The organism is Streptomyces sp. NBC_01433, assembly GCF_026340105.1.
GTDB lineage: Bacteria > Actinomycetota > Actinomycetes > Streptomycetales > Streptomycetaceae > Streptomyces.
Genome location: NZ_JAPEPM010000001.1, coordinates 1001257 through 1021101, shown reverse-complemented (window position 1 = coordinate 1021101; position 19845 = coordinate 1001257). Strand labels below are relative to the sequence as shown.

Sequence of the window (19845 nt, the reverse complement as noted above, 5' to 3'; positions counted from 1 at the left end):
ACCTCCATCGCCGTCCGTGCACATCCACGTCGCCAACAGTCTCCCGACCCGGCCGGACCGGCGCCTGTTCGGTACGGCCTTACGATGGGACGCATGACTGCAACTCCTGCCCGCCGTGTCCTGCTCGCCGCTCCCCGTGGCTACTGCGCGGGCGTGGACCGTGCCGTGATCGCCGTCGAGAAGGCTCTGGAGCAGTACGGGGCCCCGATCTACGTGCGCCACGAGATCGTGCACAACAAGTACGTCGTGCAGACCCTGGAGAAGAAGGGTGCGATCTTCGTCGACATCACCGCGGAGGTCCCCGAGGGCTCCATCGTGATGTTCTCCGCGCACGGCGTCGCGCCGACCGTCCACGCCGAGGCCGCCGAGCGCAAGCTCGCCACGATCGACGCCACGTGCCCCCTGGTCACCAAGGTCCACAAGGAAGCCGTCCGGTACGCCAAGGAGGACTACGACATCCTCCTGATCGGCCACGAGGGCCACGAGGAAGTCATCGGCACGAGCGGCGAGGCGCCGGACCACATCACGCTGGTCGACGGCCCCGAGGACGTGGCGAACGTGGAGGTCCGCGACGAGTCGAAGGTCGTCTGGCTCTCGCAGACCACTCTCTCGGTCGACGAGACGATGGAGACGGTCAACGCCATCAAGGAGAAGTTCCCCAACCTCCTCTCGCCGCCCAGCGACGACATCTGCTACGCCACGCAGAACCGCCAGATCGCGGTGAAGAAGCTGGCCGAGGACGCCGAGCTGGTCATCGTCGTCGGCTCCAAGAACTCCTCGAACTCGATCCGCATGGTGGAGGTCGCCCTCGACGCGGGCGCCCCCGCGGCGCATCTGGTGGACTTCGCCGACGAGATCGACGAGGCCTGGCTGGAGGGCGTCACCACGGTCGGCCTCACCTCGGGCGCCTCGGTCCCCGACGTGCTGGTCGACGGTGTACTGGAGTGGCTCGGCGAGCGGGGTTACGGCGATGTCGAGACGGTGAAGACGGCGGACGAGTCGATCACGTTCTCGCTGCCCAAGGAGCTCCGCCGCGACCTGCGGGCCGAGGCGGCCGCCCTTTCCGCCGAGTAGCTCGGGCGAGGTGCCCGAGCTGCCCGTACGGTGGTTGCCATGCAGATCTTCGGCGTGGACATCGGCGGATCCGGGATCAAGGGCGCTCCCGTGGACCTGGACCGCGGAGACCTGGCGCAGGAGCGCCACAAAGTACTGACACCGCACCCGGCCACGCCCAAGGGCGTGGCCGACTGCGTGGCCGAGGTCGTCGGCCACTTCGACTGGTCGGGACCGGTCGGCATCACCTACCCGGGCGTCGTCACCGACGGCATCACCCGCACCGCGGCCAATGTCGACAAGAGCTGGATCGACACGGACGCCGGAACCCTGCTCGGCGAGCGGATCGGGCAGCCCGTCACGATCCTCAACGACGCCGACGCGGCGGGCATCGCCGAGATGTCATTCGGCGCGGGCCGCGGCCGCAAGGGCACGGTCATCATGCTGACCTTCGGTACGGGTATCGGCAGCGCGGTCTTCACGGACGGCCGGCTCGTCCCCAACACCGAGCTGGGCCATCTGGAGCTGCACGGCCACGACGCGGAGAAGCACGCCTCGACGAAGGCCAAGGAGGACGAGGACCTCAGCTGGCAGCACTGGGCGCACCGGGTGCAGAAGTACCTGGCCCATGTGGAGATGCTGTTCTCGCCCGAGCTGTTCATCATCGGCGGCGGGGTCAGCCGCAAGTCGGACAAGTTCCTGCCGCTGATCGAGCACGTACGGGCCGAGATGGTCCCGGCGGAGCTGCAGAACAACGCGGGGATCGTGGGCGCGGCGATGGCGGCGGCGGGCAGATAATCGGCCCGCCGCGACTCCGGACCTACGGGCGCCGGGGGCGGCGCGCTCCGCCCGCGACGGCCTTTCCGCCACGGGCGGTCACGGCCTGGGCGGCCTGGGCGGCCTGGGCGGGCTGGGCGGCCTGCGCCAGGTGACGCCGTCGCGCCCGCATGTGCCGGACCTTACGGACGCTCGCGATGCTCCCGGCGATGAGGGTGCCGCCGTACAGCCAGCCCGCATGGACGGCGAGCGCGGTGACGACGGCCATCGTCTGCCCGCCCAGACCGCCGGTGCCCCCGGAGATCGGGATGACGCCGACGGCGAAGGCGATCGGCACGCTGATCGGCGCGGTGACGAGGTCCGCGGGCCGCACCCAGAGCGCGGTGAGCGCGCTGACCGGCAGGAACAGCAGCCCGTACACGACTTCCGAGCTGTCCAGGAGCAGCCAGTCGACGCAGGCCAGCACGAACATGGTGAGGGCGGCGAAGAGGCCCGCCCCGATGCCCGTCAGCCGGGGATTGGGGAACCTGCGCAGGGCGAGCACCGCGGGGGGCAGGGTGCGCGCCCGGACTCCGGGCGCGCCCATCACCCGGTAGACGGCGGCACTCTCGCCGGGAGCGCCCTGCGGGGACGGGGCCGGCGGAGCCTGCTGGGGCTGCCTGCGCTGCGGGGTACGTGTCCTGTGCTGCTCCACGTGCACAACGTAGGTCGCGAGGCGGGAAGAAGCAGGCGTTGGACACGCGCTTTGGCCGACCTTGGGGTTGAGTTCGATGTCACACGGCCGAATCCCGCCCTGTTCGACCCGTCCGGCCACCGACCGGGGACGACCCACGACGTACCCACGACCGAGGCGGGTCGGACGCACGACGGACCCGTGACGGGCCGCCCGCCGCCGCCCGTAAACTGGAGAATCGGTCCGCTCCGAGGCCCGGCCCGAACAGCACGACCCCTCCTCACCTCCTCACTCCAGGAAGTCGCCAAAGTGTCGCTCACGATCGGAATCGTCGGTCTGCCGAATGTCGGCAAGTCGACCCTGTTCAACGCCCTGACCAAGAACGACGTGCTGGCGGCCAACTACCCGTTCGCCACGATCGAGCCGAACGTCGGTGTGGTCGGCGTCCCGGACCCGCGCCTGAACAAGCTCGCGGAGATCTTCAACTCGCAGAAGCTCCTCCCGGCCACCGTCGACTTCGTGGACATCGCGGGCATCGTGCGCGGCGCGAGCGAGGGCGAGGGCCTGGGCAACAAGTTCCTCGCGAACATCCGCGAGTCCGACGCGATCTGCCAGGTCATCCGCGCGTTCAAGGACGAGAACGTCGTCCACGTCGACGGCAAGGTCTCGCCCAAGGACGACATCGAGACGATCAACACCGAGCTGATCCTGGCCGACCTCCAGTCCGTCGAGAAGGCCGTCCCACGCCTGACGAAGGAGTCCCGCCTCCAGAAGGAGAAGGTGGCGGTACTCGCCGCCGTCGAGGAGGCCCAGAAGATCCTGGAGTCCGGCGAGACCCTCTTCTCCGCGGGCATCACGGCGGGCACCGAGAAGGGCCGGCTCCTCCACGAGCTGCACCTCCTCACCACCAAGCCCTTCCTGTACGTCTTCAACGTCGACGAGGACGAACTGGTCGACGAGGACTTCAAGAACGAACAGCGCGCCCTGGTCGCCCCCGCCGAGGCGATCTTCCTGAACGCCAAGATCGAGTCCGAGCTGATCGAGCTGGACGACGACGAGGCCCTGGAGCTCCTCCAGTCCATGGGCCAGGAAGAGCCCGGCCTGGCCACCCTCGGCCGCGTCGGCTTCGACACCCTGGGCCTCCAGACCTACCTCACGGCAGGCCCGAAGGAAGCCCGCGCCTGGACGATCAAGAAGGGCGCCACGGCCCCCGAGGCGGCCGGTGTGATCCACACCGACTTCCAGAAGGGCTTCATCAAGGCCGAGATCATCTCCTTCGAGGACCTGGTCGAGACAGGCTCGGTCGCCGAGGCCCGCGCCAAGGGCAAGGCCCGCATGGAGGGCAAGGAATACGTCATGCAGGACGGCGACGTGGTGGAGTTCCGCTTCAACGTGTGAGCGGGCGGCTCGGCGCCTCGTTGGCGTCCGGGTGAGCGTGCGGTTCAGATGGGGTCGGCTCCTCCGGGAGTCGGCCCCTCGCTTTCTCCCGAGCTGGTTTGGTGCTGGATATTCTGACTGAGTGCCGGAGGTTCAGGTGTCGTAAACCGTGGAGCGATGTCCGACGTGGACAACCCACACCACCAGCTCCCCGTTGTCGATTGTGTAGACGATGCGGTAGTCGCCGACTCGTAGACGACGGCGCTCCGGCTGGGACACGAGTGCGGTGGTGTGGAAACCGAGGGGGTCGCTCTCCAGCTCCGTCAGCTTGGCCAGGATGCGCAGTGCCATGCCGCGCGGAATCTTGCGGAGTTCTGCCTGCGCCTCGGGCCGGAAGACGGTGCGGTACTCACTCACTGCGCGCCAGCGTCTCCTTCATGATGTCCTCGATCGGGATTCCGTCCGAGCGGTTCGCCATGCGCTCGTCGATGATGCGATTGATCTCGCGCTCTTCCCACTGCTGGTACTTGCGCAGGACGTCGATCGACACGACGGCGGCGACCTCTTTCCCGCGTCGCGTGATGACGGTCGGCTGATCGTCGCGGTCGGCGCGCTCAACCACCTCGGCCAAGTGTGCGCGGACGTCGCGGATGGACTCTATGGGCATCTGTGTCATGCACTCAAAGGTACCGGATGTTCCATGTGTACACAACGGTCGGCGGTGTCGGTCCAGGGCGTGGATGCTCTGGTTCGACGTGTGGCCGGTCAGTCGAGCAGGCCGAGGCGGGGGCCGCCCCCGTCGTGCAGGCGTCTGAAGAAGCCGAGGACTCCGGCGGAGCCGCCGGCCCAGGTGGCGCTCGGGCCGGTCAGGCCGGTGTCCGGGAATACGGGGTGGGGCCAGGTGCCGCCGCTGCGGCTCAGGACGATCATCGCGACGGTTTCGGCGGCGTTCCGGAACTCCTCGGATGCGGATGGGGACGCTTTCGCCATGTCCACCAGAAAGTCGCCGACTCCCGACAGTCCGCAGCACTGCGTGACCAGCGGCATGCGCCGGGCCAGTGCGGCGCAGGTGCGGGCGGCCTGTTCCGCGAGGGTGAGGTGACCGGGTTCGGCGAGGCGGTCGGCGGACCGGACGAGTACGGCTCCGATCCCGGCGAGACCACGGCACCACGAGCCGTAACGGCGTGTCGCCCGTGGCTCGTTCGCCGCCGCGATGATGCCGGGTGTGACCGAGGCGAGGCGCGCGCAGGCCTCCCTGGACCTGGTGACGGCGGCCGGGTCCCCCGTCGCGCTGCCGTATTCGAGCAGGAAGTACGCGACGCCCGCCTCCCCGTGCGCGAAGCCTTCGCGGAGTGCGGCGGCGCCGGGCTTGCCGGAGGCGGTGGGGGTCAGCCGGGCTTCGCCGGACTTCCACATCCGGGCGCATTCGGTGGCGATGGCGAGGTGCCGGTCGGCGGCGTCGCGGTCGCCTGCCGCGAGGGCGTGCCGGGCGAGCCGGAGCCGGCCGAGGCCGATTCCGGCGGCTCCCTCGATCAGGTCCGCTTCCGGCAGTCCGCCGTCCGGCGTCCGGGGCGGCAGAGCGGGGTGGGCGAGGTGGGTGGGGTGGCGGACGTACGGCGCTGTCGTATCCGTAGCCGTATGTGCCTCCGCGAGGAATACGTCGACTCCTGTGCGACCCGAGTAGAAGCCCGGTGACATGGTCCTGGACTGTTCCGCCGTCCACCGCGCCAGTGCGTCGACGGTCTCGCGCACCCGGGGGCGGTGGAGGTGGTGGAGCAGTTCCAGTCCCAGCCCCGAGCTACCGCCGTAGACATCGATCGGCGTCGGGATGTTCGAGCGGGCGGCCAGTACCGGGTCCGTGATCCTGGCTGCCTCGTCGGCGCAGAACGCGGTCGTGTGCTCGACGATCTCCTGGAGCAGGCCGTCGTCGAGCCGGGGCCGCCGGGGCCGACGGGATGGTCCGGACGCGCGGGGCGCCCCGGTGCGGAGCCGGTCGGCGCTCGTGGTGCGTACGGCCGCGTCCAAGCTCATCAACCCGGCGATCGATGCCCGGATCTCCCGGTGGCCGTGGCCGGGCAGCGCCCATGCCAGGCCGTCGAGGGTCCGCTCCCGGTTCACCCCGGCGTCGGGGTCCACGATCACCGGGTCCATGCCGGTGGCGGCGAAGAACAGCGTCGCGCCCAGCGCGTAGTAGTCGTCGGCGGGCTCGGCCGGTCCCGCTTCACGCAGAACCGGTGCGCTGTAGCCGGGGGTCGCGCCGCTCGGGCCGACGCCCGCCAGCTCGCTGATCCCGAAGTCGATCACGTGGCAGCGCCCCGCGTCGTCGAGGACCACGTTGTTGGGCTTGAGATCGCGGATGACCACGCCCCGGCCGTGGATGTCGTCCACTATGCGCAGGAGCCGGGTGGCGAGACCGGAAAGAGTGCGCGACGCATGAGCGTCGTCGTCCCGGTAGGGGCCGTTCTCCTGGACCGCCCGGCGCAGGTCCCGCTCGCCGCAGCTGCTCATCACCAGGTACTCGTCCGTGCGATGCCGGAAATAGTCCAGGGCGCGCGGCACACCGGCTACGGAACCCAGTGCCTCAAGGACCGTGCGTTCATTGCGCAGCCGGTCACGGGTGTCCGTACCGGACTCGTCCTCGGCCACGAAGGCCCTCGCCTGCTTGACCACCACCGACCGCCCGGAATGCGTGTCGACGGCGCGGTAGACGTTCCCCTGCGGTTTGCGCACGATGCCGACGGTCACCGCGTAGCGTCCGCCGCCGAATCCGCGCGAGTGCCGTTTGCCGTCGCGCCCGGATTCGCTCGCGAAGGGGTCCTCGGCCCAGGGCGGGCAGCGGTACGAACCGTCGGCCAGTCCGTCGAAGACCTGCCCGTCCGGTCCGGCCATGACCGACTCCAGCCGCCCGCTCCGGCCGGTCCGGTAGTCGCCCGTGAAGGGCCCGTAGCGGTAGTAGACGGGGGCCTGCGGATCAACACGCCGGTCGCTGACGACCTGCGGACCCTCCCGGCCGCGCAGTACGGCGACGAGTTCCCCGGCGATCTCGGCAATGGTGCCGGGCAGCGGGTAGACCGTGATCGCCTTGCCGACGACGCCCGCGCTCGACACCCCGGAATTGATGGCCCGCAGCGTCTCCGTATCTCTGGCGAACTTCGCGTGACAGACATGCCGCCGCAGCACCGGCAGTACGAGAGCGGTCACGTCCTCCAGATCGCCGGGACGGGCCGAGATGTGCAGCTTCCAGCCGTGGTCCATCGCCGGCATCCGTGGATCGTTCAGGTACGACCATGTGTCGTCCGACCGTCCGCCGGGGCCGGCGATGGACTCGGCCACCGCTAGGAGTTCTTGTCGCAGCTGAAGCGGGTGGTGGCGGTGACCCAGGGATCGGAGAGACACGCCGTGTGCTCGCGGTCGCTTCGGTCGTCATCCTCGAACACGATGGCCTCGTCATCGAGTTCCAGCGGTCCTGCGTCGCGGAATTCGTCGACCTTCGGGAGTTCCAGCATGGCTACGGGCATGTGACGCCTCCGTGTCTTGTCGAGCATGTGCTGATGGTGCGGGTCGTGACCGGTCGAGACCGGCGGGCCCGCTGAGTCAAGGTGCTGGTCCACGAAGGTAGGCAGAAACGATCTGGGTGACAAGGGGTCAGATACGGCTGGTTTCGTATGCCCGGTCATGGGGGTCGAAGGCTGGTCCTCCGTGGCAGGGGGCATGAGGGGCCGCCCGTCGTCCGGCGGTCGGTGGCCAGCTGCCTTCGGGTATACCCGAGAAGCTCTCTGATGTGTCAGTAACCACCCTTACATGATGGGTACTTGATGGACCTCGGGCAGCGATCCGGCCCGTTCGCCGTTCCTTCCGGCACCTCGGCGCGCCCGCGCCCGCCGCGTCCGTGGTCAGCGCGTCGTGCCGATCCGTAGTTCGGCGATCCCCGCGGGCTTGTCCGCGTCGTCCGAGGTGACCGTCACCCGTACCTTCCGGGCGTTGTCCCCGGCCAGGTACGGCCGCCAGAACCGGCCGTCGAGCGAGGTCTCCAGGCGGTGCGAGACGGGCGGTACGTCACTCCAGTCCGGTACGACGGAGGTGACCCGGTGCTCCCGCCCCAGGTCCACCGTCAGGGAGCCCGTCGCCCCGGCCGGGGACCAGAACGTCGCCGGGCTGCCGTCCACCGCCGCCTCCGCGTACAGGCCGGGGCTTTCGGAGGTGGCCGTCGCCGGGCGGCAGCGTGCCGCGTCGGCCGTCGGGGTCAGGTCGGGGCGGCGGGTCGGCAGGGTGAGGGTGGTGGACAGCCGCTGCGGGCCCGTCGGGGTGTGGACGGTGAACGGGGCGCCGGACGTCAGCCGCACCGTGCTCGTCCGGGCGCCGATGGCCACGTCGTACGTACGGCCCTGATAGCGCAGGCCCGTCAGCGTGACGCCCTCGCGCAGCTGCGGCGGCAGCATCGGGTCGAGCCGCACCCCGTCCTCCCGCAGCCGGAGCCCGGTCAGCCCGTGCGTGAACACCTGGAGGAAGCCGCCCTTGCCGGTGAGGAAATCCTCGGCGGGGAAGCCCGAAAGAGGGTCCTGTGCACCGGACTTCTCGCCGCGCGCCTCGGAGAACAGGGAGTACGGCCCGCGGACGAAGGGGCGCACGGCGCGCTGGAGATACGTGTACGTCGCGCAGCCCGCGGCCCCGATCGCGGCGGCGTCGATCGCGTGCACCGAGTCGGTCATCGCGGGGCCGTCCGGATCGGTCCGGGCGGCGTAGTAGTCGAGCGTGGCGGCGGCCGCGCCCGGCTCCATCGGCCACTCCAGCGGATAGATCAGCAGCACCGTGTCGGCCTGCTTGATGGTCGAGCCGTGGTAGCCCGTGTACTGGAGGAAGATCTTCCGCTCGGCGTCGTACGGGATACGGAGTCCGTCCGCGACCCGCGTCCAGGCAGCGGGCGCCGGGTGGCCGAGGAGTTCGGCGGCACGGGTCGCGTGGCGCAGGGCGGTGACGGCGACCGCGTTGGTGAAGACCCCGTCGGTGATCCCGTTGCTGTACTCGTCCGGGCCCGCCACATTCCGCACGGAGTAGCTGCCGTCGCTGTTCTCGGTGGCACGCGACCGCCAGAAGTCGGCGATGCCCTTGAGCAGCGGCCAGCCGCGCGTCGCGAGCCAGTCGCGGTCGCCGGTGGCCAGGTAGTACTGCCAGACGGCCAGCGCGATATCGCCCTGGAGGTGGTTCTGGGTCAGGCAGTGCGGTGGGTCCCAGCTCTGGCATTCGGAGTCGAGTCGGCCCTTGCTCGCGCTGGTCCAGGGGTAGAACAGGCCGTCGTAACCGAGCTTCTTCGCGTTCGCGCCGGCGGCGTCGCGCGTGCGGTAGCGGTACTCGACGACGGAACGGGCGAGCTCGGGGCGGGTGGCCAGCAGCCCGGGGTACATCCAGGTCTCGGCGTCCCAGAACACCATGCCCGCGTAGTTGTCGCTGGTCAGACCGGCCGGGGCGATGCTGTCCGAGGAGCCGGTACGGGTGCTCGCGAGCAGCCCGTACTGCGCGGACCGCAGCCAGCCCTGGAGCGCGGGGTGGCCCGGCACGCTCACATCAAAGGCCCAGGCCCGCCGCCACGCCGCGGCGTTCTCCGCGAGGACGCCCGCCCAGCCGCGCCGGGCCGCGCGGTGCGCGGCGTCGCGGGCGGACGCCAGCGGGGTGCGGGAGGTGAGCGCGGTGTCGACGCCGACGTACTTCTCGAAGGTGTACGTGGTGCCGTCCCGTACCGGAGTGGGCCGCGGGAGCTTCCCGGACTCCGGCCGCAGCGTTTCCACGACGCCCGCGCCGCGCCGCATGGTCTGGGCGATCGCCCCCTCCGTCCCGGTGCCCAGGGTGCGGAACGTGCCGTCCCCGGCGACCGTGACCCGGCGTGCGCCCCGCTCGTCCAGACGTCCGGTGACGGTCGCCGTGCCGCTCCAGTGCGGGGTCATGCGCAGGCGTACGGCGCCGGTGTGCACGTCGGAGCGGTCGGCCAGCACCTCGTACGTCAGGTCGGTCGCCCGGCCGTCGGCGGTGGTCCAGCGCAGCGAGGTGCGGACCAGCCCGCAGGCCAGGAACACGGTCTGGCGGTAGTCCGAGATCCGGCCCGCCGGTGTGGCGGTGCCGTAGGTCTCCTCGCCGACGCGCACGTCGAGGGTCGTCCAGCTCGGCAGCGCGGCGATGACCTCGCGGCCCTCGGCGGTGCCCTTCTCCCTGGCGTACAGCCCGGAGACGAAGGCGCCGTCGTAGCGGGGGGTGTACAGGGGCCAGCCGGTCTTCTCGCCTTGTGCGTCGTATCCGGTGCCGGTCGCGGGCACCCGGTGTCCGAGATAGCCGTTGCCGACGTAGGGGTCGTAGCCCTCGGCCTCACCGAAGCGGGTGGACGTCGGTGCCCAGGAGGCGTCCTGGCCGTCCTGATCGTCCTGGCCGTCCGTCCGGCCGCAGACCGGGGAGACCGGGGGCGGGGCGGCGCCGTGCGGGAGGTCCGCCGCGTACGAGAGGGGCGGCAGCGGCGCGATCAGGGCGGCCGCGGCCAAGGACGCGAGGAGAGGGATGCGCGAGAGGCTCACCGTACGAAGGTAGGGAAGGCGGCGTCGCGGGCGGGTGCGCGGCGCGCGCGATCGGCTCGCGGCCGCACGACGAAGCGCCGGATGGAGCAGAGGAGCGGGGAGCGGAGAGGAGCGGAGGGGGCGGGGAGGAGCGGAGGGGGCGGGGAGGGGCTCCATCGGCCACGACGTGTACGGGGCGCGTACGAGGATGCGTATTTTGGCGGGGCGCGTACGGGACGCGTGCGGGCGGGTCGCGTACTGGACGGGCTGACCGGCCAGCACTCCGCGCACCCCTTCACTCGCGCGGTGCTGCCAGGCCCGTCTTGAGGCCCGCGCCGCACAGCGGTACGACGACGCTGCGGTCCGTCCAGCCGCCCACCGCCGCCCAGCAGGCGACCCCGGTCGTCTCCACGTAGAACCCCCGTGCCGCCAGGTCCAGTTGGGCTTCTCGGATCCGGTCCTCCGACACGGTGAGGAAGGTTCCGCCCGACGCGCGGACGGCCGCGAGGATCTGACGGGCGCGCGGCGGGCGGGGGATGGCGATGCCCTCCGCGAGGGTGAGGGCCGCGTCCGTGGGGGCCGTGTCGGTGGAGGCGGCGGGCAGCTCCCGCGCGCCCGCGTGGAACGCAGAGGCCAGCGGGGAGACCGCCTCCGCCTGAACGGCGATCAGGGCCGGGCGCCGCTCGATGAGGCCCAGGGCGTGGAGTTCGGCGGTGGCGAGGGCCGCGCCGAGGAGCAGGGTGCCATTGCCGACGGGGACGGCGATCGCGTCCGGCAGCCGTCCGCCGAGGTCCTCCCACAGCTCGTACACATACGTCTTCGTGCCGTGCAGGAAGTACGGGTTGAAGACGTGCGAGGCGTAGAAGGTGCCGGGTTCGTCGGCGACGGCGCGGGCCGCCAGCGCCGCGGCCTCCCGGTCGCCGGGGACGGTCTTCAGCCGGGCGCCGTGGGCCCGGATCTGTTCGGTCTTCTTCGCGGAGGTCCCTTCGGGGACGTACACCGTGCAGGGCAGGGAGGCCCGCGCGCAGTACGCGGCGACGGCCGTGCCCGCGTTTCCGCTGCTGTCCGCGACGACGCGGGCGGGGTTCAGCCGACGGGCGAGTTCCGCGAGCATCACCGCGCCGCGGTCCTTGAACGAGAGCGTCGGCATCAGGAAGTCGAGTTTGGCCGAGACGGTGTCCGTGAGCGGGACGAGCGGGGTGCGCCCCTCGCCGAGGGAGACCGCGGGGGAGGAGAGGGGCAGTACCTCTTCGTAACGCCACAGTGAATTAACGCGCCCGGTAAGTGAGTTGAGGGAGAGCCCGGCCGGGGACCGCCGGGGCTCGAAGTCGAGGTCCCAGGGGCCGCGGCAGACCGGGCAGCACCAGGTCAGATCGGTGATGGCGGCGCGGGTCCCGTCCTGCGGGCAGAGATACATGGGCATGTCCGCCAGCATGTCAGGCGGATGGCAGGTGAATGTCGGATGCATTGCGCGCCCCAAGGCACCCTTGTGGGTTTGCCATGAATCGGTCAAAGTTTCGCCTGGCAGCACGGCAGGCCGATCGCGGGTGGCGCAGAGAACGAGGCGCCCCGCTGTCTGGTTTGTCATGCACCTGACTTGAATTGCTGCCCGGCTCCAGTGCCCCCACCAGCACACCCGCCCATGAGGAGGACCCCTCACATGTCAGTCATGCGTCACACCCCCCAGGCACGTCGAAGACTCGCCGCGGCGAGCGTGATAGCCGGTGCCGCCCTCGCTCTCTCCACCGCGGCGGCCTTCCCGGCCACCGCGACCGAGCGCGCGGCGGAAGGCGTGATCGAGAACGCGGGCGCCCCGGGCGCGATCAGCGGCAGCTACATCGTCACCTTCGATGAATCTGCCGCCGACGCCGGCTCCGCACGCGGCAAGGCGCTGGCCAAGAAGTACGGCGCCGAGATCAAGAAGACCTATCGCTCGGCACTCAACGGCTACGCGGTCGAGCTCTCGGCCGCCGAGGCGAGGAAGTTCGCCGCCGACCCGGCCGTCGCGTCCGTCGTGCAGAACCGGACCTTCACGGTCTCCGGCACCCAGCCCTCGCCGCCCTCCTGGGGTCTGGACCGGATCGACCAGAAGACCCTCCCGCTGAACCAGAGTTACACCTACCCCGACAAGGCGGGCGAGGGCGTCACCGCGTACATCATCGACACCGGTGTACGGATCAGCCACAGCGACTTCGGCGGCCGGGCCGCGAACGGCTACGACGCCATCGACAACGACAACACCGCGCAGGACGGGCACGGCCACGGCACGCACGTGGCGGGCACCGTCGCCGGGACGGCGCACGGCGTCGCCAAGAAGGCGAAGATCGTCGGCGTCCGCGTGCTCAACAACAGCGGCTCCGGCACCACCGCGCAGGTCGTCGCGGGCATCGACTGGGTGACGGCCAACGCCGTCAAGCCGGCCGTCGCCAACATGAGCCTCGGCGGCGGAGCGGACTCCGTGCTCGACACCGCCGTGCGCAACTCCATCGCGTCCGGCATCACCTACGCCGTCGCGGCGGGCAACGAGTCGACCGACGCCTCCACCAAGTCCCCGGCGCGCGTCGGCGAGGCCATCACGGTCGGCTCCACCACCAACACCGACGCCCGCTCCAGCTTCTCCAACTACGGCAGCATCGTGGACATCTTCGCGCCGGGCTCCTCGATCACCTCGTCGTGGAACACCAACGACTCCGCCACCAACACCATCTCCGGTACGTCGATGGCGAGCCCGCACGTGGCCGGTGCGGCAGCCCTCTACCTCGCCGACCATCCGGGCGAGACCCCGGCGCAGGTCTCCGCCGGTCTGGTCGCGGCGGCGAGCACCGGAGTGGTGACGAACCCGGGCACCGGCTCCCCCAACCGGCTGCTGAACGTCGGCACCGGTACCACCACGCCGCCCGGCAAGAAGTTCGAGAACACCACCGGCTACGCGATCGCCGACAACGCCACCGTCGAGGCGCCGGTCACCGTCACGGGCATCAGTGGCAACGCCCCCGCCGCGCTGAGCGTGCCGGTCAACATCACGCACACCTACTCCGGCGACCTGAAGATCGACCTGGTCGCGCCCGACGGTTCGGTCTACAACCTGAAGGCGTACGGGACGGGCGGCAGCACCGACAACGTGAACACCACCTACTCGGTGAACGCGTCCTCCGTGGTGGCCAACGGCGTCTGGAAGCTGCGGGTCAGCGACAACGCGTCCGCGGACACCGGGCGGATCAACACCTGGGCGCTCCAGTTCTGACGAGCGTCCGAGCCGCGGTGGAAGCGGAAACCGTGAGTGAGTGAATGAGTGAGTGAATGACGAGTGCGGGGCGGTCGCCACACGCGACCGCCCCGCACCCTTGCCCGTCCCGATCGGCCCTTAGCGGCGGTTGAGGCCGCGGTCGACTGCGGTGATCAGCTCACCGTTCTCCGTGTCCCCGTCCAGTGACCAGAACATCGCGCCACCGAGACCGCGGTCCCGTACGTACGCGGCCTTCGTGCGCAGCACCCGGGGGTCGTCGTACGTCCACAGAGTGGTGCCGTCGAACAGCCACGCGTGGCCGTTGCGGGTGTCCCGATGGAGCGCGTACGTTCCCGATTCGGCCAGCTTCTTGAGGGCCTTGTAGTCCTCGTAACCGGCGGCGTACGTGGCGGGCGCCGGTGCCGCCGCCGGCCGGCCGAGGCCGTCGCCGCCGCCCGTCACTCCGGTCCAGCCCTGGCCGTAGAACGGCATGCCCACGACGAGCTTGCGGGCCGGGGCGCCGCGCCTGATCCAGTCGCGCACGGTCTGGTCGACGCTGTGGTCGCCCTTCGCGTACAGCGCGGACTGCTGGGCGGTGGTCTTCTCGCCGGAGACGTGGAAGTCGTAACCCTGAAGGTTCACGAAGTCGAAGTCCCGCATGACGCGGGGGACGTCGAAGCCCGCGTCGATCTTGGCGGGGGAGGTGGGGACGAAGGCCGACAGCTCGTAGTGCCGGGGCCGGGACGTGTGGCCGTGACCGTTGCCCTTGCCCTCGGTGGCCCTCGCGGCCGTCGCGGAAGTCTTGGCGTAGGCGTCGAGCTGCTTGCGGAACTCGTGCACCAGCGCGGTGAAGTTCTTCTTGTCCTCGGGGCGGAAGACCGTGCCGGTGTTGCCCTCGGAGCCGGGCCACTCCCAGTCGATGTCGATGCCGTCGAAGAGACCGGCCGCGGCCCCGTCGCCGCCGCGAGCCCCGTCCACCGGCAGATTGCCCTTGATGTACAGGTCGACGCAGGACGAGACGAGCGCCTTGCGGGAGGCCGCGGTGCGGGCCGCGTCGGAGAAGTGGGTGGACCAGCTCCAGCCGCCCAGCGAGATCATCGCCTTGAGGCCGGGGTGCTTGGCCTTGAGCTCGCGCAGCTGGTTGAAGTTGCCCGCCAGGGGCTGGGTGTCGGTGTCGGCGACGCCGTCCACCGATCCCGCCGCGTCCAGCGGACGGGCGTAGTCCGCCCAGGCGTCGGACTGGCCCGGCACATTGCCGGTGAAGCACTTTCCGTCGGCGCTGACGTTGCCGAAGGCGTAGTTGACATGGGTGAGCTTGGCCGCGGTGCCGCTCGTGTCCAGGTCCTTGACCTGGAAGTCGCGTCCGTAGACGCCCCACTGGGTGAAGTAGCCGACGCTCTTGTACGCGGGGCGGTGGTGCTCCTCGGGGCGGTCACCGCCGCTGGCCGTGGCCGCGGGCGCGATGCCTGCCAGCAGTGCGAGAGCGCAGGCGGCAACGGACGTTCTGGACAAGGTTCTTCGACGCATGAGGCTCGTTCCTGTGCGTGAACTGGAGCTGGGGATGCGGCTGGAGAGTGCGGGAGCCGTGCGGTGCGGTGCCGTGCCGTGCACAGGAAGTTATTGGTCTGGACCAAAACCGGTCAAGGGTTTGGTGCTTACTGATCGCCCGGATCGTGTCGCAGGGGGGAATCGAGGGCAGAGAAAGGCCGAGACCCCTGTGGCGCTCATGTTCGAAATATGCACCGAGTGGCGCGCAATCATCACTTCGAGTGAAACTTTGGCCATTGCTTGCGGTCCACAACCCACGGTTGCCAGTCTGTTGCAGACTGTCAACCTGTTGGGAGTGGCCTGTGACTTTCGGTGAGCAGCCCGCCTATCTGCGCGTGGCGAGCGATCTCAGAGAGAAGATCGTCAACGGCGCGCTGCCGCCCCATACGCGCCTGCCGTCGCAGGCCCGTATCCGCGAGGAGTACGGGGTATCGGACACCGTCGCCCTGGAGGCGCGGAAGGTGCTCATGGCCGAGGGGCTGGTCGAGGGGCGCTCCGGTTCCGGCACGTATGTGCGCGAGCGTCCGGTGCCGCGCCGGATCGCCCGCTCCGGCTACCGGCCGGGCACCGGGGCCAGCCCGTTCCGCCAGGAACAGACGGCGGACGGGGTGCGCGGGACCTGGGAGTCGCGCAGTGAGCAGGAGGAGGCGAGCGCGGAGATCGCCGAACGGCTCGGCATCGAGCCGGGCGACCGGGTGATGCGTACGCACTACGTCTTCCGCGAGGCGGGTGAGCCGATGATGCTCTCCACCTCCTGGGAGCCGCTCGCCGTCACCGGGCGTACGCCGGTGATGCTGCCGGAGGAGGGCCCGTTGGGCGGCTGCGGGGTCGTCGACCGGATGGCGGCGATCGATGTCGTCGTGGACAACGTGGCCGAAGAGGTCGGCGCGCGCCCCGGGCTGGCGGAGGAACTCCTGGCGCTCGGCGGCGTACCGGGCCATGTGGTCATGGTGATCGGGCGGACGTACTACGCGTCGGGGCGCGCCGTCGAGACGGCGGACGTCGTGATTCCGGCCGACCGCTACCGAGTTGCGTACCATCTGCCGGTCAAATGAGCCGTCGGCACCCGCGCCGGGCGACGCCGGAGCGCTGCGGAAGCGCCGCCTGAACGGCGTTCCCGCCGGGTGACCGATCTGTCGGGTGACCGATATCAGGACGGCCTGTCCGCCACCCGTGATGCCGAGTTAACGCCCCCTCGGGTCCCGTAACCCCCGGGCAATCGCCGACACCAGCGACTTGTCATGTCCGGCTCCTACCTTCCCGTTCGTTACCCGCACACCGGACTGACGAACGGGAAGTCACCGATGACGGACACCGCCACCCCCACGACGGCCGACGCGCCGGAAGCGGGGCCCGAGGACGGCCCCGGCGCACCCGCGCGCAGTTACGCGAGGCTCGCGGCGGACGAGAGCCGTGAGGACTACTCGCTCCGCTACGCCCCGCACTCCTTCCGGCGCTGGTCGCCCGCCACGGTCGCGGGCACCGCGCTCGGCGGGATCGCGTATCTCGCCGACTTCGCGATCGGCGCCTCGATCGTCTTCACCTACGGATTCACCAGTGGACTCGCGTCGATCCTGGCCGCCGCGGCGATCATCTTCCTCACCGGCATACCGATCGCCCGAGCCTGCGCGAAGTACGGCCTGGACATGGACCTGGTCACCCGCGGTGCGGGCTTCGGCTACTTCGGTTCGACACTGACCTCGCTGATCTACGCGTCGTTCACCTTCATCTTCTTCGCGCTCGAAGGCTCGATCATGGCCCAGGCCATGCACCAGGCCATCGGGCTCCCCGTGGAGTTCGGCTATCTCCTCACCACGCTGATCGTCATCCCGATCGTCTTCCGGGGCATGGGCGCACTGGCCAAGGTGCAGGCGTGGACGCAGCCGGTCTGGATCATCGGCATGGTGCTGCCGTTCGTGGTGCTCGCCTTCGAGGCCCCGGGCGCCTGGGGCGCCTTCGGCTCCTTCGGCGGCACGGAAGGGGCCGGTCCGGGCTTCTCCTGGGTCGCCTTCGGGCTCGGTACGGGCGTCGCGCTCTCGCTCATCGCCCAGATCGGCGAGCAGGCCGACTACCTGCGCTTCATGCCGGCCAGGACGGAGGCCAACAAGCGGCGGTGGAACCTCGCCGTGCTCGCGGCCGGGCCCGGCTGGGTGATCATCGGCGCCGCCAAGCAGCTCGGCGGCGCGCTGCTCGCCTTCGTCGCGCTGGAGGCGGTCGGCAAGACGCACGCCCTGGAGCCGATCGCCCCGCAGATCGAGGCGCTGAAGCCGTGGCTGGGCTCGTTCGCGCTGCCCGCCGCCGCGCTCTTCGTGATCGTGTCCCAGATCAAGATCAATGTGACCAACGCCTACAGCGGCTCGCTGTCCTGGTCGAACTTCTTCTCCCGGATCACGCACAAGCACCCCGGCCGGGTCTGGTACATCTTTCTCAACCTCGCCATCGCGCTCACGCTGATGGAGATGAACATGTTCGCGGCCCTGAACAAGCTGCTGGGCTTCTACTCCAACGTGGGCATCGCCTGGATCGTGGCCGTCGCCGCCGACCTGGTCATCAACAAGAGCATCGGCCTCAGCCCCCGGTACATCGAGTTCAAGCGGGCGTATCTGTATCCGGTGAATCCGGCCGGGTTCGGTGCGATGGTGATCGCCTCGACCGTCTCCATCCTGGCGTTCTTCGGGCTGTTCGGCACCTACGCGGAGGCGTTCTCGACGTTCATCGCGGCCGGACTGTCGCTGGTCCTGTGCCCGTTGATCGCCTGGGCGACGAAGGGGAAGTACTACCTCGCCCGCCCGAACCCGGTGAACGGACCCGGCGTCGAGGTCCCCGACATCACCGCCACCCACACCTGCGCGGTCTGCGAGACCGCCTACGAGCTGCCGGACATCGCCGACTGCCCGGTGCGGTCGGGGCCGATCTGCTCCCTGTGCTGCTCGCTGGACGACGGGTGCGGTGACGTCTGCCGCAAGGAACCGGCGGCCGGTCCGGTCCTGATGCCGATGCCGACCGTGCGCGGGAAGACCGTGCGCGGGACGTCCGGCTGACACGGCCGAACCTCGCGAAGGGGGCGCATCCGAGAGGGTGCGCCCCCTTCGCGCGACCGGGTGTGTATCTCTTTGTGTAAACACGCCTCCGCAGCGTGAAGGTCAGGCGTAGGCTCGGGCATATGCGTACTGCGGTTTCCTGGGGATCCTTAGAGACGTGCACGCCGGTGGGGAGAGGGGCGAAATGCGGGGGAGCGACACGATGAGCGACAGCGGTGCCGTGCTGGCGTGGCTGGTGATACGGCAGGACGACAACGGCAATCGCTACCGCGTCGGCAGGTACGCCACGCAGGACGAGGCCCAGAAGATAGCGGACGGCCTCGACACCCGAGGACACAAGCAGCTGTACTGGGTGGAGCGTATGGACCGGCGCGCGCGGCCGTAGCGGCCCCGACCTGGACCGACCGGATCGGCTCGGATCGGCCTGGATCGGACCGGGGCGGCCCGGGGTGTGGACGGCGGGCGACTACGCTCCGCCGTATGAACAGTTCTGTGGTGGTGGCCGGAGCCGTCTGTGACCAGGGACGGCTGCTGGCCGCCCGCCGCAGCGCACCGCCCGAGCTGGCCGGCCGCTGGGAGCTCCCGGGCGGCAAGGTGGAGCCGGGCGAGACCGGCGAGCAGGCGCTCGTACGGGAACTCCGCGAGGAGCTCGGTGTGGAGACGGAGGCGCTGGAGCGCATCCCGGGCGCCTGGCCGCTGAAGGCCGGATACGTGCTCCATGTCTGGACCGTGCGCCTGCTGTCCGGTGTGCCCCAGCCGCTTGAGGACCACGACGAGCTGCGCTGGCTCGCGCCCGACGAGGTGGACCAGGTCGACTGGCTGGACCAGGACCGGCCCGCCGTCGCGGAAGTCGTACGCCGCATTCCCGCGCGCCCGTGACGCCGCGCCCGTGACGCCGCGCCCGGATTCCCGCGCGCCCGTGACGAGGGCAGCCGTCTGCCTTCGGTGATGCGCCCGTACGACCCAGGTGATGCACCCGTACGACCCATATCTCACGATGCGGGATAGTGCGGACCGTGTATCGGGTATGTGCCGGTTAGCCCCCTTCTGCGTGGGGGTGCGCCCCCGTTCCTGGTCTTGGGAAGTGATCGGCGTGATCGATACCGAAGGCGACTGCGCCGAGTGGGCCTTTCCGGCGGCGCCGGGGTCCGTGCGCGGCGCCCGGCACGCGGTCCGCGACGCGTTGCGAGGCTGGGGGCTCGACGAGGTGTTCGGTGATGTGACCGCTCTGCTCGTCAGTGAGCTGGTGACCAATTCCCTGCGGTACGCCTCCGGTCCCATCGGCGTACGCCTGGTGCGGCCGAGCCCTGACGGGGCGTACGACGGGGCGCCCGGCGGAACCGGTGGCTCCGGCGGCTCCGGCGGGAACGGTTCCGCGAGCGTCAACGGTTCCCCGTCCGACCACCACGGACTCCTGGTGGAAGTCTCCGATCCGCTTCCGGATCCACCCACCGAACGCAGTGCGGGACCCGACGACGAAGGGGGCAGGGGACTGCAGCTCGTGGCTTGTTCCGCACGTCGCTGGGGGACCCGGCGCGGAAAGAGTGGCAAGACGGTGTGGTTCGAGCTGGCTCTGCCTGGTTAGGAGTGGGGAGACGCGCAACGATCACCGGA

General features: G+C 70.2%; 17 protein-coding genes. 9 read left to right on the top strand and 8 right to left on the bottom strand.

Features of this window, described 5'->3' with window-relative positions; genetic code table 11:
- Window positions 1–84 precede the first annotated feature (84 nt).
- On the top strand, window positions 85–1074 hold the full coding sequence (locus OG413_RS04415; RefSeq protein WP_266803100.1) for a 4-hydroxy-3-methylbut-2-enyl diphosphate reductase: 990 nt from the start codon (window positions 85–87) through the stop codon (window positions 1072–1074).
- 39 nt (window positions 1075–1113) lie between these two features.
- Window positions 1114–1851: a polyphosphate--glucose phosphotransferase gene (gene ppgK, locus OG413_RS04410; RefSeq protein WP_266803099.1), complete on the top strand. Its 738-nt coding sequence runs from the start codon at window positions 1114–1116 to the stop codon at window positions 1849–1851.
- A gap of 22 nt (window positions 1852–1873) precedes the next feature.
- On the opposite strand, the gene OG413_RS04405 is transcribed toward ppgK, so the two are convergent.
- Window positions 1874–2524 carry a DUF6542 domain-containing protein gene (locus OG413_RS04405; RefSeq protein ID WP_266803098.1) on the bottom strand — a complete coding sequence of 217 codons (651 nt, stop codon included), beginning with the start codon at window positions 2522–2524 and terminating at the stop codon, window positions 1874–1876.
- Window positions 2525–2812: 288 nt separating this feature from the next.
- Here OG413_RS04405 and ychF point away from each other — a divergent pair, with 288 nt between their 5' ends.
- Window positions 2813–3901, top strand: coding sequence for a redox-regulated ATPase YchF (gene ychF, locus OG413_RS04400; RefSeq protein ID WP_266803097.1), 1089 nt, complete (start codon window positions 2813–2815; stop codon window positions 3899–3901).
- A gap of 132 nt (window positions 3902–4033) precedes the next feature.
- On the opposite strand, the gene OG413_RS04395 is transcribed toward ychF, so the two are convergent.
- The 6 genes from OG413_RS04395 to OG413_RS04370 form a co-directional block, all read right to left on the bottom strand.
- Window positions 4034–4297 (bottom strand): type II toxin-antitoxin system RelE/ParE family toxin, encoded by a 264-nt coding sequence (locus OG413_RS04395; protein WP_266803096.1) that lies wholly within the window; start codon window positions 4295–4297, stop codon window positions 4034–4036.
- Window positions 4290–4556: a type II toxin-antitoxin system Phd/YefM family antitoxin gene (locus tag OG413_RS04390; protein ID WP_266803095.1), complete on the bottom strand. Its 267-nt coding sequence runs from the start codon at window positions 4554–4556 to the stop codon at window positions 4290–4292. The genes OG413_RS04395 and OG413_RS04390 overlap by 8 nt, the downstream gene beginning before the upstream one ends.
- A gap of 89 nt (window positions 4557–4645) precedes the next feature.
- The gene (lanL, locus tag OG413_RS04385) at window positions 4646–7213 is read right to left on the bottom strand and encodes a class IV lanthionine synthetase LanL (RefSeq protein ID WP_266803094.1); all 2568 of its coding nucleotides are present in this window, start codon (window positions 7211–7213) and stop codon (window positions 4646–4648) included.
- Window positions 7214–7215: 2 nt separating this feature from the next.
- Window positions 7216–7398, bottom strand: a complete 183-nt coding sequence (locus tag OG413_RS04380; RefSeq protein ID WP_266803093.1) for an SflA family class IV lanthipeptide — start codon at window positions 7396–7398, stop codon at window positions 7216–7218.
- Window positions 7399–7773: 375 nt separating this feature from the next.
- Window positions 7774–10437: a discoidin domain-containing protein gene (locus OG413_RS04375; protein ID WP_266803092.1), complete on the bottom strand. Its 2664-nt coding sequence runs from the start codon at window positions 10435–10437 to the stop codon at window positions 7774–7776.
- A gap of 274 nt (window positions 10438–10711) precedes the next feature.
- Window positions 10712–11839 (bottom strand): threonine synthase, encoded by a 1128-nt coding sequence (locus OG413_RS04370; protein WP_266803091.1) that lies wholly within the window; start codon window positions 11837–11839, stop codon window positions 10712–10714.
- A gap of 237 nt (window positions 11840–12076) precedes the next feature.
- On the opposite strand from OG413_RS04370, the gene OG413_RS04365 reads away from it, so the two are divergent.
- Window positions 12077–13660 carry a S8 family peptidase gene (locus OG413_RS04365; RefSeq protein ID WP_266803090.1) on the top strand — a complete coding sequence of 528 codons (1584 nt, stop codon included), beginning with the start codon at window positions 12077–12079 and terminating at the stop codon, window positions 13658–13660.
- A 120-nt stretch (window positions 13661–13780) separates the two neighbouring features.
- Here OG413_RS04365 and OG413_RS04360 read toward each other — a convergent pair whose 3' ends face one another.
- The gene (locus tag OG413_RS04360; protein WP_266803089.1) at window positions 13781–15169 is read right to left on the bottom strand and encodes a glycoside hydrolase family 18 protein; all 1389 of its coding nucleotides are present in this window, start codon (window positions 15167–15169) and stop codon (window positions 13781–13783) included.
- Window positions 15170–15492: 323 nt separating this feature from the next.
- Here OG413_RS04360 and OG413_RS04355 point away from each other — a divergent pair, with 323 nt between their 5' ends.
- From OG413_RS04355 to OG413_RS04335, 5 genes are all read left to right on the top strand, one after another.
- A complete protein-coding gene (locus tag OG413_RS04355) occupies window positions 15493–16245 on the top strand; it encodes a GntR family transcriptional regulator (RefSeq protein ID WP_266803088.1) in 753 nt (250 codons plus the stop codon).
- 249 nt (window positions 16246–16494) lie between these two features.
- Complete coding sequence (locus tag OG413_RS04350; RefSeq protein ID WP_266803087.1) at window positions 16495–18231, top strand: cytosine permease; 1737 nt, start codon at window positions 16495–16497, stop codon at window positions 18229–18231.
- A 184-nt stretch (window positions 18232–18415) separates the two neighbouring features.
- Window positions 18416–18616 (top strand): SPOR domain-containing protein, encoded by a 201-nt coding sequence (locus tag OG413_RS04345; protein ID WP_266803086.1) that lies wholly within the window; start codon window positions 18416–18418, stop codon window positions 18614–18616.
- 95 nt (window positions 18617–18711) lie between these two features.
- Window positions 18712–19110, top strand: a complete 399-nt coding sequence (locus OG413_RS04340; RefSeq protein ID WP_266803085.1) for a (deoxy)nucleoside triphosphate pyrophosphohydrolase — start codon at window positions 18712–18714, stop codon at window positions 19108–19110.
- Between the two features lie 205 nt (window positions 19111–19315).
- A complete protein-coding gene (locus OG413_RS04335) occupies window positions 19316–19816 on the top strand; it encodes an ATP-binding protein (RefSeq protein ID WP_266803084.1) in 501 nt (166 codons plus the stop codon).
- Window positions 19817–19845 lie beyond the last annotated feature (29 nt).